The organism is Sphingomonas sp. 2378 (genome assembly GCF_038084995.1).
GTDB lineage: Bacteria > Pseudomonadota > Alphaproteobacteria > Sphingomonadales > Sphingomonadaceae > Sphingomonas.
The window spans coordinates 17,182-31,900 of the sequence record NZ_JAXCMJ010000017.1 but is presented as its reverse complement, the minus strand read 5'-3'; the positions used below and the strand labels follow the sequence as shown (position 1 = coordinate 31,900).

At 65.6% G+C, this 14,719-nt stretch carries 20 protein-coding genes and 1 pseudogene; 5 read left to right on the top strand and 16 right to left on the bottom strand.

All coding sequences use genetic code 11. The features are described from left to right. Positions 1 to 143: 143 nt before the first annotated feature. Entirely contained in the window at positions 144 to 1,472 is a 1,329-nt protein-coding gene (locus SM191_RS10355; RefSeq protein WP_445949841.1) for a tyrosine-type recombinase/integrase, read from the top strand. Positions 1,473 to 1,489: 17 nt separating this feature from the next. Here SM191_RS10355 and SM191_RS10350 read toward each other — a convergent pair whose 3' ends face one another. The 11 genes and pseudogenes from SM191_RS10350 to SM191_RS10300 all read right to left on the bottom strand — a co-directional run bounded on the left by SM191_RS10350 (position 1,490) and on the right by SM191_RS10300 (position 8,651). Continuing rightward, positions 1,490 to 1,732, bottom strand: coding sequence for a helix-turn-helix transcriptional regulator (locus SM191_RS10350; protein ID WP_445949840.1), 243 nt, complete (start codon positions 1,730 to 1,732; stop codon positions 1,490 to 1,492). 151 nt (positions 1,733 to 1,883) lie between these two features. Further along, a complete protein-coding gene (locus tag SM191_RS10345; protein WP_341506133.1) occupies positions 1,884 to 2,219 on the bottom strand; it encodes a DUF736 domain-containing protein in 336 nt (111 codons plus the stop codon). Beyond that, a complete protein-coding gene (locus tag SM191_RS10340) occupies positions 2,216 to 2,446 on the bottom strand; it encodes a DUF2274 domain-containing protein (protein ID WP_341506132.1) in 231 nt (76 codons plus the stop codon). Before SM191_RS10340 ends, SM191_RS10345 begins: the two co-directional genes overlap by 4 nt. A gap of 10 nt (positions 2,447 to 2,456) precedes the next feature. Continuing rightward, a complete protein-coding gene (locus SM191_RS10335) occupies positions 2,457 to 3,743 on the bottom strand; it encodes a TrbI/VirB10 family protein (RefSeq protein WP_341506131.1) in 1,287 nt (428 codons plus the stop codon). Continuing rightward, positions 3,740 to 4,750 carry a P-type conjugative transfer protein TrbG gene (gene trbG / locus SM191_RS10330; RefSeq protein WP_341506130.1) on the bottom strand — a complete coding sequence of 337 codons (1,011 nt, stop codon included), beginning with the start codon at positions 4,748 to 4,750 and terminating at the stop codon, positions 3,740 to 3,742. The genes SM191_RS10335 and trbG overlap by 4 nt, the downstream gene beginning before the upstream one ends. Then, a complete protein-coding gene (trbF, locus tag SM191_RS10325; protein ID WP_445949842.1) occupies positions 4,747 to 5,310 on the bottom strand; it encodes a conjugal transfer protein TrbF in 564 nt (187 codons plus the stop codon). Before trbF ends, trbG begins: the two co-directional genes overlap by 4 nt. Positions 5,311 to 5,402: 92 nt before the next feature. Continuing rightward, a pseudogene (locus SM191_RS19855) lies at positions 5,403 to 5,582 on the bottom strand (DUF3363 domain-containing protein); the annotation flags it as partial. 1,146 nt (positions 5,583 to 6,728) lie between these two features. Continuing rightward, positions 6,729 to 6,887, bottom strand: coding sequence for a hypothetical protein (locus tag SM191_RS10315; RefSeq protein WP_341506129.1), 159 nt, complete (start codon positions 6,885 to 6,887; stop codon positions 6,729 to 6,731). Between the two features lie 309 nt (positions 6,888 to 7,196). Continuing rightward, entirely contained in the window at positions 7,197 to 7,859 is a 663-nt protein-coding gene (locus SM191_RS10310) for a lytic transglycosylase domain-containing protein (protein WP_341506128.1), read from the bottom strand. Continuing rightward, the gene (locus SM191_RS10305; RefSeq protein ID WP_341506127.1) at positions 7,847 to 8,419 is read right to left on the bottom strand and encodes a S26 family signal peptidase; all 573 of its coding nucleotides are present in this window, start codon (positions 8,417 to 8,419) and stop codon (positions 7,847 to 7,849) included. The genes SM191_RS10310 and SM191_RS10305 overlap by 13 nt, the downstream gene beginning before the upstream one ends. After that, on the bottom strand, positions 8,412 to 8,651 hold the full coding sequence (locus SM191_RS10300; RefSeq protein WP_341506126.1) for a helix-turn-helix transcriptional regulator: 240 nt from the start codon (positions 8,649 to 8,651) through the stop codon (positions 8,412 to 8,414). The genes SM191_RS10305 and SM191_RS10300 overlap by 8 nt, the downstream gene beginning before the upstream one ends. Before the next feature lie 40 nt (positions 8,652 to 8,691). On the opposite strand from SM191_RS10300, the gene SM191_RS10295 reads away from it, so the two are divergent. Then, positions 8,692 to 8,826: a helix-turn-helix domain-containing protein gene (locus SM191_RS10295; protein WP_341506125.1), complete on the top strand. Its 135-nt coding sequence runs from the start codon at positions 8,692 to 8,694 to the stop codon at positions 8,824 to 8,826. A gap of 22 nt (positions 8,827 to 8,848) precedes the next feature. Here the strand turns inward: SM191_RS10295 and SM191_RS10290 are convergent, their stop codons facing one another. The 4 genes from SM191_RS10290 to SM191_RS10275 all read right to left on the bottom strand — a co-directional run bounded on the left by SM191_RS10290 (position 8,849) and on the right by SM191_RS10275 (position 10,798). After that, positions 8,849 to 9,274: a hypothetical protein gene (locus SM191_RS10290; RefSeq protein ID WP_341506124.1), complete on the bottom strand. Its 426-nt coding sequence runs from the start codon at positions 9,272 to 9,274 to the stop codon at positions 8,849 to 8,851. A 51-nt stretch (positions 9,275 to 9,325) separates the two neighbouring features. Then, a complete protein-coding gene (locus SM191_RS10285) occupies positions 9,326 to 9,667 on the bottom strand; it encodes a hypothetical protein (protein ID WP_341506123.1) in 342 nt (113 codons plus the stop codon). A gap of 61 nt (positions 9,668 to 9,728) precedes the next feature. Then, positions 9,729 to 10,421, bottom strand: coding sequence for a response regulator transcription factor (locus SM191_RS10280; RefSeq protein WP_341506122.1), 693 nt, complete (start codon positions 10,419 to 10,421; stop codon positions 9,729 to 9,731). 5 nt (positions 10,422 to 10,426) lie between these two features. Next, positions 10,427 to 10,798 carry a helix-turn-helix domain-containing protein gene (locus SM191_RS10275; RefSeq protein ID WP_341506121.1) on the bottom strand — a complete coding sequence of 124 codons (372 nt, stop codon included), beginning with the start codon at positions 10,796 to 10,798 and terminating at the stop codon, positions 10,427 to 10,429. Positions 10,799 to 10,836: 38 nt separating this feature from the next. On the opposite strand from SM191_RS10275, the gene SM191_RS10270 reads away from it, so the two are divergent. The 3 genes from SM191_RS10270 to SM191_RS10260 all read left to right on the top strand — a co-directional run bounded on the left by SM191_RS10270 (position 10,837) and on the right by SM191_RS10260 (position 13,589). Further along, positions 10,837 to 11,169 carry a hypothetical protein gene (locus tag SM191_RS10270; protein ID WP_341506120.1) on the top strand — a complete coding sequence of 111 codons (333 nt, stop codon included), beginning with the start codon at positions 10,837 to 10,839 and terminating at the stop codon, positions 11,167 to 11,169. Continuing rightward, complete coding sequence (locus SM191_RS10265) at positions 11,166 to 12,875, top strand: hypothetical protein (protein WP_341506119.1); 1,710 nt, start codon at positions 11,166 to 11,168, stop codon at positions 12,873 to 12,875. Before SM191_RS10270 ends, SM191_RS10265 begins: the two co-directional genes overlap by 4 nt. A 192-nt stretch (positions 12,876 to 13,067) precedes the next feature. Beyond that, positions 13,068 to 13,589 (top strand): GNAT family N-acetyltransferase, encoded by a 522-nt coding sequence (locus SM191_RS10260; RefSeq protein WP_341506118.1) that lies wholly within the window; start codon positions 13,068 to 13,070, stop codon positions 13,587 to 13,589. 154 nt (positions 13,590 to 13,743) lie between these two features. Here the strand turns inward: SM191_RS10260 and SM191_RS10255 are convergent, their stop codons facing one another. Continuing rightward, on the bottom strand, positions 13,744 to 14,634 hold the full coding sequence (locus SM191_RS10255; protein ID WP_341506117.1) for an SDR family oxidoreductase: 891 nt from the start codon (positions 14,632 to 14,634) through the stop codon (positions 13,744 to 13,746). Positions 14,635 to 14,719: the final 85 nt, after the last annotated feature.

Here is a 14,719-nt window from a genome sequence, read left to right as displayed (position 1 = left end):
CCAGCGGAGAAATTTGACGGTAAAGCTGGCGGTAAAATTTCTCGCCGTCAGGGGCCGATTCCGTTTTACCGTCGTGAGAAATTGCTGTCGTGACGGTAAAAATATAAGTCTATCATGCTGAATTATTAGGGAAAAAACTATTATTGTTGCTTGAAATCCCTGTGACGGTAAAATCGGAGGCGGTGAGGCCGATTTTACCGTTGCGAGGTGCCGCTATGCTTACGGATACCGCTCTTAAGCAACTGAAACCGAAAGATAAAACGTACAAGGTGGCGGATCGAGACGGCTTATACGTCACCGTCGCTCCGACGGGCTTGATCACCTTCCGTTTCGACTACCGCCTGAACGGTCGCCGTGAGACCCTTACGATAGGCAGGTACGGTCGCGCCGCTCTTTCCTTGGCGAGAGCGAGAGAGGAATGCCTCGAGGCAAGGAAGGCGCTCACGGAAGGGCGTTCACCGGCCAGGGAAAAGCAGCGGGAGAAGCGTAGGCTCAAAGAGGCCAAGAGCTTCGGCGAGTTCGGGGAGCGCTGGCTTCAGGAAGCACGCATGGCTGACAGCACTCGCGCCATGCGACGCTCCGTTTTCGAGCGCGATATCCTTCCCACGTTCAGACATCGCCTATTGAGCGAAATCTCTCATGAGGACGTCCGCGCCATGTGCGCGAAAGTCAAAGGCCGTGGAGCGCCTGCGACCGCGCTTCATGTCCGCGACATCGTGAAGCTGATTTTTGACTTCGCGATCTTGCATGGCGAGAAGACGACCAATCCCGCCGCCGAGGTGGGGCCGTCATCCATCGCGACGTTCGTGCCTAGGGATCGCTCGCTTTCGCCGACCGAGATCCGTTTGATGCTGACGGAGCTTGAGAACGTCGCGACCTTGCCCACGATCCGCTTGGGTCTTCGTCTCGTCCTTCTCACTATGGTTCGGAAGAGTGAATTGCAGGACGCCGTGTGGAATGAGGTCGACTTCGAGAACGCCGTCTGGACGATCCCGAAAGAGCGGATGAAGCGGTCGAAGGCGCACAATGTCTATCTGTCGCGCCAGTCGTTGGACATTATGATTGCGTTGAAGACCTGCGCAGGAAACTCGCGCTTCCTGTTACCGTCCCGCTACGACGCTGATGCGCCCATGTCCCGAGCGACGTTCAACCGAGTTACGATGTCGGTGGTGGAGCGCGCGAAGAAAGCGAAACTCCCGCTTGAGCCGTTCACCGTACACGACCTTCGCCGAACCGGCTCGACCCTCCTCAACGAGCTGGGCTTCAACAGCGACTGGATCGAAAAGTGCTTGGCCCATGAAGACGGTCGCTCGTCGAGGGGTGTCTACAATAAAGCCGAGTATGAGCCTCAGCGCCGCCACATGCTCCAGGAGTGGGCGGACATGATTGACGCCTGGGTGGAGGGCCGACGTCGCCTGCCGACGCTGCTTCCTCCGGCGTTCGATCTGTTGCCAGCCGAAATGGACGTGTGACAGCAGCCCCAGCGGGCTTAGGGGCGAACGGGACGGGTGCGTCGACGCCTGACATCGGGTCCGTTTCCGGGCACAGAGTTGCTTTGCCCGCTTCGCTTGCGCGCCTCGACCCAGGCCTGAACCTCGGCCAAGTCCCACACGACACAGCGCGGCGTGAGATAGAAGCGGCGAGGAAACTCACCACGCTGCTCCATCTCGTAGATGGTGGTGTCGCTGAGCGGGACGATCTGGTGCAACTCGGGCCGACGGATCGTCCTCAATTGGCGCAAGGCTCCAATCATCGGGGCCTCCAGCGCCCTATCCCGCGCGAGTGAAGGGACGGGCGTATCGCATGTGTCCCAGCTCTTAGACGCTGTTTCCGGAGGCTCGTCGTTGTTGGTCGGGCTTGGGACGGGGGGAGGGGAGGGCGGTTCAGCGGCCATGATCCTGCTCCGTCGCAATCACGGCTAGATCGGCGCTCGTACCATCGTCCGCGACGAACAGCATCGCGCTCAGCGGGGTCGGCCACGCCGGATCGCGCAACACCACCCGTAGATAATCACGCGGCGCCTCTCCCTTGGAGCGGCGCGACCAAGCTTCGCCACACCGACTCCAGCCAAGCAGGACAAGGTGCGTGGGCGCACGCTCGGTCGGCCGACTGTCGTTCGGTACGATCCGTATCTTCCGGTCGAGCGTGAGGGTGTGGAGGCGGCCTTCCCATCCGCCCTGCTTGGAAGGTTTGAAACGACCGATGACGTCCACGCTCATGCCTTCCCGATTTCAGGAGGCACGCCCTTGCGCGCCTTGGCGAACTCACGATCGCCGGCGAGGAAGGCGTCGAGCATGAACGGGATCAGATCCGCGACCTCGGCCTTTTCTCCATAGGCTTCCTTGTAAACGGCGGCATAATCCGACAGCGCCCGGTTCAGATCGGGCATGACGGTGATGGTGATCTTCACCGGCGTCCGATCGGGAAGTTTGGCGAGTTTGAGCATGGGGCTTCTCCTATCGGCCCGCCCACGGACGCAGCACGAGATCCTTGTGGACGATCACGCGCAGCGGCCAGCCGGGACGGACCCGGAGGGTGGGCTGGATGTTGAGGTTCTTGGCGACGAGCTGTTGCTCGGCTTGGCTGGCGGACTGCTGGCTGGATTCTCGCACGGCCCGGACCAAGTCGCTTTCGTCGTCCAGCGTCAGTTCCGTGCCGACGCCGAGGAGCGTGGCGAGCCCGATGCCTTTGAGCAGCCGCCAGGTGTGGTGATCCACCTGATCCTCCAGCCCGGCGTAACCGGCGGCGTCCGTGGCGGGCAGGTTGTCGATCTGGATGGAGGCGCCGTCCGGCAGGATGATCCGCCGCCAGACCACCAGCGCCCGGTTCTGCCCGAAGGCGACGACGCTGTCGTAGCTGCCGATCAGCCGCGAGCCCTGAGGGATCAGAACGATCCGCCCGGTCACGGTGTCATAGACGGTCTCCGTCACCTGGGCCGTCACCAGCCCCGGCAGGTCCGAGTTCAGGCCGGTGATCAAGCTAGCGGCGATGACGCTGCCCGCCATCAGTTGATAGGGCGAAGCTGGCGTCTGGAGCGCATGGTTGTTGTAGACGCCATCCACGGCCCGCTGGTCGATGAAGTCGAGCTTGCGCTGCTGGCCGTTCGGATCGCGCTCGGGGTCGAGAGCGATACGGCCGCCGCCATCGGCCGCCGCCGTCCCACCCTGGATCGGCGCAGCCGGGACGTCGGCAACAGCGGCGATCGGGACTGCGGCGCGCGCGGCGGATTGGACAACCACGCCGGCCTCGCGCGCCTGGTTGGCCTGGGCGGCGAGACGCTGGCGCTCGGCTTCGGCCGCCTGCTTCTGCGGCGTCATTTGAGGTGGCGTCGTCGATGCCGCCTCGCCTCCCCGAGCCGCTTCATGCTCGGCTTCGAGCCGGCGTTGACGGTCGAGGATGGGTCGCCCGAGATCGCCGGGCAGCGGCGGACCCAGCTTCGGGGTCGCGCCATAGTCGCCGGGCAGATTGGCGACGGCGTCAGGCGGCGTGCGGCGATCCGCGATCACCCCATCGTCGGCTTGATCGACGACGTGGATCGCGCTCGGCCCCAAGGCCATCCAGGCGACGCCGGCGATGGCCAGCGCGCCCGTCGCCGCGCCGCCGATGACCACGCCGCGCTTGAAGCGGACGATGCGGCGCGGCGCGGCCCGAAGGGTCAGGGCCTCCGCTGGCTCTTTCAACGGCGGCGCGCTCGGAGGAGCCGCCGTTACCGGCCCGTTGGGATCGTCGGGCGTGTCGGTCATGGCCGCGCCCTCCGGCCCTGAGCGACCCGCTCGTTGGCGACGTCCGTTCGGCCGATCCGGACCACCTGCTGCGGGTTCTCGCCCAGCCTCAGCTCTGCGGCGGCGAATAGCCGATCGACGATGTAGTGGTTGCCGCTGACGCGGTAGTTCACCAGCTGCGCGTCGCCCTGCGGACCGACCACGAACAGCGGCGGGGCTTCGCCCTGATCGAGACGGCCGGGGAATTCGATATAGACCTTGGCGCCGTCGTCCCAGGCGCGCACCGGCCGCCAGGGCGGACGATCGCCGGTGATCACATATCGGAATCGCAGATTGGTCAGGGCGACGCCGTCCGCGATGGGGCGCGTCTCCTCGGCGCGGGCGTTCTGACGCTGGAGCGCCATTAGTCGGTCCGCCGGATAGGTCCAGGACACCGCCGCCATCGCCGTCGTGTCGGTGCTCTGCAGCGCCAGATGATAGGCCCGCCGATCTGTGGTGATGACCATATTGGTCGCGAGGCCGGCGGCGAAGGGTTTGACCAGCACATGGACGCGCTGTTGATCGCCGACGCCGCTGGTGGTGTCGCCGATCACCCAGCGCACGGTGTCCCCCGCCGAGACGGCGACCAACCGCTCCCCTGGCTGAAGCGCGATGTCCGAGACCCGCTCGGGGGCGGCGTAGAGCCGGTAGAGCGCGCCTTCGGTCCAGGGATAGACCTGCACGGCGTTGATGTAGCCCGCGCTTGACGGTTCCTGGGTCGCGGCGCGGTTGGCCGCCTCGACGCGGGCGGTCGGTGTTCCGGCCTCCGGTCGCACTGATCGAGAGCGCCCCGACGGTGCGGGCTGCAACTGCCCCGGCAGCGGCAGGGGCGTCGGCACCTCGACGATCTCGACCGGCCGAGGCGGCTCGGGAACGGCGACCGCCGGCTTGAAGTCGGCGGCGTCGTAGGTGATGGCGGGCGGCGGGGTCGTGCCGGCGCAGGCGGCGAGCGCCAGGGCCGAGGCCCCAGCCATGGTGGAACGGATCATGGTCTGACTCCTTCAGGATCGGGGGTGGTGTCGAGCGGCGGCGGCGATGTCATGGTCTCGGGCGAGGCTCCCGCCGGTTCCGACTGAGCCGACCGTCTGTCCGCCGCCTCGGATGTTGTCCCCGTCGCGGTCGCGACCGGGTCCAGCTCGCGCGACCAGTCGATGGCGTCGACGAACAGGCCGAGCGGATTGCGGCGCAGGGCGTCGGCGGTCCGGGGCGGCCGGATCACGACCGTCAGCATCGCGGTCCAGCGTTCGGTGCGGGCCAGGCTTCCGCGCTCATAGGTCTGTTCGACCCACTTGACCTGGAAACTGCGATCGGAGGCCCGGACCACGCTCGTCACCTGCACCGAGACGCTGCGCTGACCGATCTGGCCGAACGGGTCGTTGGCGCGGGCATGGTCGTTGAGGAACAGGGCCGCCCGGTCGGTCGTGAAGTCGTAGGCGTCGAGCCAGTTCTTCTTGACCAGAACGGGGTCGGTGGAGACCGAGCGGACGTCCGTGATGAAGCGGCCGAGATGCCAGGCGATCTGTCCGTCCGTCGGCTTGTAGTTCTGGATCGCCGGCGCGACCGAGCGGGCTTCGCCGAGCCGGTCGGACGCTCGATCCCGTGGGCGGTGAAGGCGCGCTGCATCGTGCGGACGATGTCGCCCCGTTCGCCCATCCGTTTCAGGGTCTCGTCGAACCCCGGCTCCAGCCGCCAGCGACCGCCGCCCAGATCCTGCGCCAGGCCGAGCCGGCCGAGCGTCTGCAACCGCCCGGCGCGCAGGGTCTGCTGGAAGGGGTCGCGATCGACGGCGGCGACGATCCCGCCCTCATCCCTGTCGCGCATCAGCCGACGGTCGATCGAGGTCAGCCGCTCCTGTCCGATTTCGGCGCGCAGACGGTCGGCGATCTCGATGTCGGCGCGCGGCCCCAGGTCGAGCGACACCAGTTCGGCGGCGCGCTCGCGCATCCCCTGGGTCAGATACTCACGGGCGACGATCAGATCCTTGCCCCGATCGTCCTTGCCGCGGACGATGACGTGCGTGTGGGGATGGCCGGTGTTGAAATGGTCGACCGCTACCCAGTCGAGCTTGGTGCCGAGATCCTGCTCCATCTGCGCCATGAGGCGACGGGTCAGGGGCTTGAGGTCATCGTATTCGGCGCCGTCCTCGGCGGAGACGATGAAGCGAAACTGATGACGGTCGCCGGCCTGGCGGTCGAGGAAGGTGCGGCCGTCTGCCTGGTCCGCCTCGGCCGAATAGAGCCGGCCGGGCTCCCCCTCGCGTGTCACCCCGTCGCGCTGGATGTAGCGCAGATGAGCGCGGGCGGGATCGAGGCCCTTGGCGCCGTCGAGACGGACGATGCGCGACTTGATGACGACGCGGCGCTGGCGGAAGGCGGCGAAACGGTCGCGCGAGGCCAGCACCCGGCCGACGCCGGATCCTCGGCCGATCCGCGCGCCGGTGAAGCCACGTCGCCCCGGTCCCGCCGCCCGTCCGCCGCGCGCCAGATTGGCCGCCTTCATGACCTGACCGACGAAGCTGCGACCGCGCGCCTTGCCCTGGGCGCCCAGGCGGCCGAGGCGGGGTTCGAAATCGTCATCGACGGGCATGGCGGGGTCTCCGGTCGGCCGCGAATCCGGGCCGTTCAGGATCGACATGGCCCGTCGCAAACCCCTTGCCTATTGGCGCTACCGAAAGCCCCGCAAATGCTGGCTTTGAGCGGCGCATGGCGCCATGTGCCGGATCATGGCGCCATCGGCGCCATAAAAACCGATGTGCAGACAGACACTTGCAGCGCGCTTCGGAGAAGTGGCGCTGTTGTTTCATCTTGCCTTACACGCGCCTTACCCATCCTCCGGCCCTCAGCGCCTTTCCGCCGCCTCCGCCACCTCCACGGCGTCACGGTTTCGTCGGGAAGCCGGGCGTCCGACGATCACCGGAAAGAGGGAGAAACGACGCCTTGCGACGCCGCTTCTCCCGATGGAACCCGCTCAGTCCGGGTTCGCCAGCCAGGCCTCGAACGCCTCGTCCAGCGCCGCCTTCTCCCTCTCGGCGGCCTGCAATTCGGCCTCGATCCGGCGGCATTCCTCGCCGTCGTTGCAGTTCCAAAGCTCGGCCCGCAGTTCCTCGATGTGGTGTAAGAGCGTCATCGTCGTCTCCTGTTTCTGGTGAAGGATGACGTCGCCTTCCGGGGCGGAGCGGGCCGGGTCAGGGATCGCGGACGCAATCGCGTCCGCGACCGCGCAGCGGCGATGGGGGTCACGATTTTTCCCGGCGGCGCACCCTGTCGAGGGGGTGCGACGACCACGATCCGCCGGGAAAAATGGTGGGGCCCCGTCGTCCTTGACGCGGCCCGTTCCGCCCCGGATGCTGGGCCGTCCTGAGCAGACAGCCCCTGTCCCGACGCCCGCCGCAGCGTGACGACGGCAGGGTGGGAACGGGCGGCCGGATCGGGTGCGCTAGGGTTGGGCCGGGGTCTTGCGCTGGATCGCGAACAGGCCGCCGGACGTCGGCGGCGCGTCCCCTTGCGCGGGCGTGGACGGGGTGCGTCCGACGGGAAAGAACAGCCGCTCGCCCGAGAGGATCGCGGGCGGCAGGGCCGGATCGGCGGGCGTGCGGGCGAGTTGGGCGATATAGGCGCGGGTCTCGGCGGGAAGCGGCCGCCCGGTCGCCAGATGTTCGGCGTAGCGGCCGGGTCCGGCGTTGTAGGCCCCGAACAGACCGGGATAGCCGAAGCGGTCGTGCATCAGGCGGAGATAGGCGGTTCCCGCCAGGATGTTGTCGCGCGGGTCGTAGGGGTCGGGACCGAGACCATGGCGTCGCCGCATCTCGGCATAGGTGTCGGGCATGACCTGCATCAGCCCCATGGCCCCCGCCCGGCTGACGATGGGACGGCCGTTCAGATGGGTGCGGCCGGCGCTTTCGGCCTGCATGACGGCCGCGATCCAGGGCTCGGGAACGCCGAAACGCCGCGACGCCTCGGCGATCAGCGGACGCCACCGTTCGGCGGCGGGAGGGAAAGGAACCGGACTCTGCGCGGCGGGCGCCGCGGCGGCGACTGCCGCCGCCGGCCCCGTCGCCGCCAGCAGCGCGGCCAGGACGACGCCTTTCAGCGGAGCCATAGCGGCGTCGCCCGGCCGATCACCGAAGACTGCGAGACCGGCCCGAAATACCGCCCGTCGAAGGAGTCCGGCGCGTCCATCAGCAGCAGGATCGTGTCGCCGTCGAGTGTCCGACAACCATGCCACCAGGGCAAGGGACGGCCGCGCCGATCGGCTTCGCGGCGTGTGGCGACGCGGTCGCCGTTGACGAACAGCCAGGGTCCGAGGGCGCAGACGACGTCGCCGTCCGCCGCCGCGACGCGTTTCAGCAGCGGCACGTTCATCGGCAGATAGCGGCGCTCGGCGGCGAGACGGCGGACGGCGGCGGGGGTGCGGGCGAGCGCCATGTCGCCGACGCGAACGGGCTCGCCGGGGTGGATGCGCCACAGGCCGACCGGCGCGCTGGCGGAGGGATTCCAGATCAGGCGCGGCGCGGGCGCGAAGGCGGCGACGCCCGCTGCGAGCCCGACCAGGGCGAGGCCGGCGGCGGTGGCGACGAGCCAGCGCCGCGCCCGGTCGCGCCGGTCGCGGCGGAGCGGCGGCTGCCAGCGGACCGGCGACGGGAGGCGGGGCTCAGTCATCCCGGCCGCTCCGCGAGGCGGGGTCGCGGTTGGTCAGCGACCAGTGTTCGAGGTCGTCGATATGGTAGCGGATGAAGCGGCCGTGGCGGCGATAGCGCGGGCCGCCGCCCTGCTGGCGCATCAGCTCCAGCGTGGATTTGGCGAGGCCGATATAGAAGGCGGCCTGCGCGGTGTTGAGGAAGGGGCTGCCGCGCTTGGCGCGCGCGGCGCGGGTGTTCGGGTCGTCGTCCACGGCGTCCTCCGTCGCTGTATCCAGGGACGACGGGAAGGATATGCTACAAACCAGCGACAGGCCGATCACCGCGATCGCCTACGACCTGGGCTTTCCGAGTCACGGTCATTTCAGCACCCATTTTCAGAGGTACATGGGCGTTTCGCCGTCGTGTTATCGCAACAGCCGATTGTAGCCACCCGCGCCGTCGCCGTCGTTCACGAGGCGCGCGGGGCAGTCCTGTGTGGACGGATCAGGCTCGAGGCGAGAGCTGCCAAGAGAACGAACCAAAGCAAGTAGGTGGTAGCGGCGTAGGCCCGCGCCAGGACCTCGCGGTTCACCGCCATCGTAATATGAGACATCACGGTGAGCAGTTGGGCGGCGATCATGACCCGCAGCCACCAAGAGCTGCCGGTCATGGCCAGGAAGACCAGAAAGACAAGGAATGCGGTATCGACAGCAAAGATGTTCCATTGCGGATCGGACCAGTCTTTCCAGTTCTGCACCAGAGGCGTCGCTACGAAGGCGACTGCCCCGGCGATGCTCGCCTTCTTTGCTTTCGTGGAACCCATCCATAATGTCAGTCCGCACACGATGATCGTCGCGACGAGGCCGACGATTTGGATCGGGGTCTGCATAAACACAAGGCGGCTCTCCCACGTCATGGGGTAGCGTCGATCCAAATGCCGAGGGCGTCAACCGACGACGTGCAGGCCGGTCGAGCGCGGAACATCGTGTTCGGGTTTGCCCATGCCCGTGCCGGCGAGACGGACCTGGCCGAGCCCGATCAGCGCCTTGTCTTTATCAAGGACGCCGTGCGCACCGACGAGATGTGTGCGGGCTTCGCCGAGGGCGCGGATGGTCGCACAGGCGCCTTCCATGGCCGCGGCGGCTATGGTCGCCGAGTATTGATTTTCGAGGCGGATGGTCGACATCAGGCTGATAAGGTCCGAGGCCTTGATCAGAGCGGCGTCGATGGCGTTTTCACTTTCGAACAAGGCCGTAGCGATGCGTTGTCCGACCTCCAGTCGTTGCATAGGGGATCCTTCCTCCGCCAGCGGCGGGATTCTGTGGCCTCTTACGAGGAAAACCGTGCGACTACCGGCCGGTGAGTTGCCGATCGATCTGCTGAAGAAAAATCTGCGTGCTGCCGACAAAGCCCAAGGCGCCAGTGAGTAGCATGCCGATCAGGACGGCGATGCCGAGCACCTTGACGAGTTCGAGAAGGGCGGCTTCGACGGTCCACGAAGCCATGGCCAATCGGAGGGGCGATCCTCGATCGGCAACAGCACCAGTCCGACGCTGATGATCTCGCGGAGCAAATCCTGCTTCGACAAGTAGGGGGCCTGTTCCCGCGTCGATGTGATTAACCAGCATATCGCCTCCCGTTGATAGGGTGTCTCCGCGAGGCTCCCGAACAGCGCCTCCAGAGCGTCCCAACTCGCGTTCGGCGGCGCTTGGCTCTGGTGGCGCATGTGATCCTCCCTTCCCCGACGAAGGAAAGGCCGGATCGGCGGCTCGTTGAATGGGGAGCGATTCCCCTACTGATTTTCTCCGTAGATGGTACGCGACCAAGGCTCGACCTGCCTCGACACGCTTCCTGATCCCGAGCTTACGGCTTGCGCTCTCGGCATGCTTATCGACGGTCTTGGGAGAAATGCCGAGCTGGATGGCGATCTCCTTGGAGGTGCCGGTTCGACCGACCGCGAGCAGCACCTGATACTCGCGCGGAGTCAGTTGCGCGATTTGACCCGGTTCGATCGACTTGGGGGTCGGCGTCAACTCCAACATGAATTCTACGCCTTCACCGGCGCCGCCAACTTCCTTGCAAGGCTGATGAGGATCCGCCGGTCACGTTCGCTGTCAATCCGCCGCCAAGCGTCGAACAGTTGATTGGTGCCAGGCAGGCCGATAGCGACATCCAGGTGATCTTTCGCGGTCGGGGTGGGTTCACCCATGAGGTAGCCGACCGTCACCCTCAGCGCCGCAGCCGCGAGATAGACCTTGTTGGCCGACATGCGATTGTCGCCGCTCTCGTACTTTTGGAGCTGCTGGAATGAAACCGCCATGGCGATCGCCAGCTCCCTCTGAGTCATGCCGATCAGCAGACGTTGGGCTCGGACCCGCGATCCAAGCTCTACGTCGAAGGGATCGTTCGACTTTTCCATATCTCCTCGCTCGGTGAGCGCCCAGCCTGACGCAACGCTTGACCGACATCCTCGACGAATTCCGCTCGGTCATCGTCGGCCCTCGAGTCGAGCGCTTCCAAGGGTACGACGCGCTGGCGCGTCGTGCCGAGGAGCTGATCGGCTGGATGCAGCGGATCGAGATCGCTCTGGGTGCGACCCCGCCGGGATCGGAAAAGGACTGGCACGATCTGGCGACCGCCGCCGAAGCGCTGGTGGCCATCACGGCGGCGCAGGAAGCGTGGCTTGCGGATTACGACGCGGCATTGGCCCGCGCGATCGAGCAAGCGCGCGGCGACATACGATCCCTCAACATCCAGCAAGGTAACGTGAACGCGGGAGACGATTCATGAGCATCATCGACGAAATCGCCGCAGCGGTCGCGCAGGCCGGCCTCGACGACGGCATTGATCCGTCCGTCGGTCTGCGGTGTGGCTGGGACTATTGGGTGCCGGGCCAGCCGCTGACCGATCGCTGCGGAATTGCCCGCACGCCACACCGCCTTCCCATCGACCTGGACCCGCTGCCCGAAGGCGCCGTTGCGATCATCGACGGTACGATGACCGCGGCGCAACTCGGCGGATCGATCTGGCGGCAGATCCTGATCCGCCCGCGCGATTCTCGCGCCATGGGCCATGACCCTTTCGCCGTCAGCAGCATGGCCGCGCATTGCGGACGTGCCGAGCATCTGGTCACGCTGGTCGGTCATTCGCCCCGCGACCTGGCGATCTATCTCGACGACCTGCGACTGCGCGACCGTGCGGTCTTCGACCGGGTGATCGCCAAGGACTTCAAGGGCGCGATCGCGCTGCGCCCGACGATTGCCGATGATCCGTGGCCCGACCGCGTGCGCGCGTTGTGGAAAGCGCCGGAGGCAGACTATCTCCCGCCCTTCCTCGTCGCCGTCCTTTACGCCGAACTTGCCCGCCTGGCCGTCAACCACGACGGGCTTCTCGTCATGGCATTCGACGGAGGCATCGAGCTCTCGACGCGGCGCTTCGTGCCCCGCGTCCCGCTGGCGGGCGGTCCCCATCAACCGTCAGCGATCAAGCGGGCGATCGAGATGCTGCCCTATCAGTCGATCGCCCTGAGTGCGCCGGGGACCATCCTGCAGCGCGGCGATGCCGAAGCGGCAGCGGCCTGGGCCAAGGTCTGCGCCGCAAGTCTGTCGGCGGTGGCCGAAGAGCGGGAGGGTCTCGATATCGCGCCCGCCACGCCCCAGCAGGCCAAGGCGATCGCCCGCGATTTCGAGGCACATCCCGCCTTCTGGCTGGAACAGCGCAATGATCACGGATGGTCGCGCCAGAACCGCCCCGCCGCGACATATTGGGGGCTGGATTGGCGCCAGCACGCCTCGGTCGGGCTGGTGGAGATCATGATGACGGCCCAGGACTGGAACTGTCGCTGCCGGCCGGGCGGACGGAGACTCAGCACCATGTCGATGCGGCGCGTGTCCTGGGCGATCGCGACGATCAGCTATGCATGGATGACGGAGAACAACCCGGCTGCCGCGGTCTGGCTGTTGCGGCAGGCGCAGGGCAAGAACGAAGATTCGCTCGACGCGTTCAGCCCCTTCGCGATGGACGATATCCTCAAGGAGAAGTCGGGAAACACGCTGCGCAAGAAAGCCCTTGCGCTGGTTGCCGATCGGCCGAAGCCGGGCGAGCTGGGCTATACGGCGCGCTATCAGGCCCATTTGTGGCTCAACGCCCGTGGGGACGACATCGCGCATTACCGGCAGTATAAGTGGGACGCGATCATGGGGTACCATAAGGCGAAGGCGGGTATCTTGCCCAAGATCCTCCGGGATACGAGCCGAGTGCCCGAAGAAGTGGCTGCGGTTTTGGGGCGAGCACATGGCGTATCGCCGATCCACGGTGACATCGGACATAATAAGCCGCCATCCTCCGCCATGGCCGACGACATTGCTGCCGCTCGCGGTTCGCAGAACGTCGGCATGATGATTTCGCCCTTGGCGACCGACCCGATGCGCGAAATGCTGTTACGAAAGCCGAGGGCTCAGTCGAAAAAGAAGGAGGCGAAGACCAAAACGCGATGACCTCGTCCATGCCACCCATTTTTAGCGGATGGCATGGACGGCAATCCGTCGGACGCTAATCGTCCTACACTTGGCCGATCGTCACTACGTTCCGCTGGTCGGCAGTGGGGTGAAATCAAACCGTTCCGGCGTCGATATGCGGGTGACGGCGCACATGGCCGATAGCGTGTCGGCGCAGATGAACCCGGCAATTTGAGTGAGGCGGCTTTTCCACAAGGATCGAGTTTCAGGAAAGAGAATGAAAGCGACCGACGTAAGCAATATGGCCGAAAACATGAAGGCTGTGCGGTAGCAGAGGCGTTTATGGCGGTCACGTTGAGGTTGCAGAAGATGACGGAGGCTGACCCGGAGCGTGGTTGGGCACCGGCCGAGTTCTACGACATAATTGCTGGCGGCGAAGTGGTTGGCACAATCCAACTTCGCCTCGGCAATACTGATTACATGCGCCTGTATGGCGGGCATGTGGGATACAAGGTCGAGCCGGAACATCGAGGGCACGGCTATGCGAGCCAGGCGCTGGCGGCATTGGGGCCGATCGCTCGGAACCACGGTTTCGACGAAATCTGGGTCACCGTTCGGCCGGACAATACTGCCTCTTGCCGCACGTTGGAAAAGGCCGGAGCCAGCTTTGAGGGAACATTAGCAGTCCCGGTCGACAGCGACCTATATGCACGGGGCGACCTCCACATGCGGCGCTATCGTCTATCCCTGTAATCGGCTCCGGCAGCTTCCCAATGGGATGGTGAAACGGGGAGGCCAACGGCTTCCCAAAAACCCATTAAGTGACATTCCGAGAAGGTTGGAAGTAGCCACGCGGCGTTGCTAGGCCGCATGAGTACCCGTCGATAAATACGGACTGAGGAATACGTCAGCCTGCGGCCGTCATACCGCAGATGTCGGTGAGCAAAGTCGGACCTTCGGGTTGCCAACCCAAATGCTTCCGCGTCAACGTGCTAGATGCTGACATGTCCTTCGATGCGAATGCTGCAAGCCAGCCGAAATGCGCACCAGCCTCGTCCGTGCTCACGGACCTCAACGGCAGGCCGAACGTCTGGCCGATCGCCTCGGCAATGTCGCGCAAGCTGATCGCGCCTTCAGCGGTGCCATGGTAGCGCGCGCCGGCCTCGTTCCGCTCCAGCGCCATCCGGTAAAGACGGGCGGTGTCGAGAACGTGCGCGGCCGACCATGTGTTGGCGCCCTCGCCGACATAGGCTGAGACGCCCTTCTTACAGGCAAGCCCGATGAGGTCGCTGACCAACCCTTGCTTGCGGGTGTCATGGATCTGAGAGTTACGCAGCACGATGACGTGGATACCGCGCCCGTACAGCGCCTCCCCTGCCAATTCGGAGGCTACCCGCGGGTTGGGACTATAGGCATTGAAGACATCCTCCGATGCCGGCTCGCCCAGTGCGGTCGATCCCATGGCGGTACTGGACGTGATGATGAGCGGCTTGGATGTACCTTCCAGGCCTGCGCCCAGCGCCTCGATGGCACGCCGATCCTTCTGGCAGTTTTCCAGGAAGTCCGCAAAATTATGGTCGAACGCCGTGTGGATCACACCGTCGCAGGCGGCCGCGCCTTCTGTCAGGCTTTCCAGATCCTCGATATCGCCCCGATGCGCCTCGGCCCCCGCCGCAACCAGCGCGTCAGCGCCAGCATCCGATCGGGTGAGGCCCAACACGCGATGCCCGGCACCCAGCAGCTCGGGGATGATGTGGGAGCCGATAAAGCCGGTCGCCCCGGTCAGAAACACGCGCATCGAACATTCTCCATGGCAGATGCAGCCATATCAATCCACGCGCTATCCCGTAAAAGTAGTGAGGGTATCCTATTATAGTTACTAA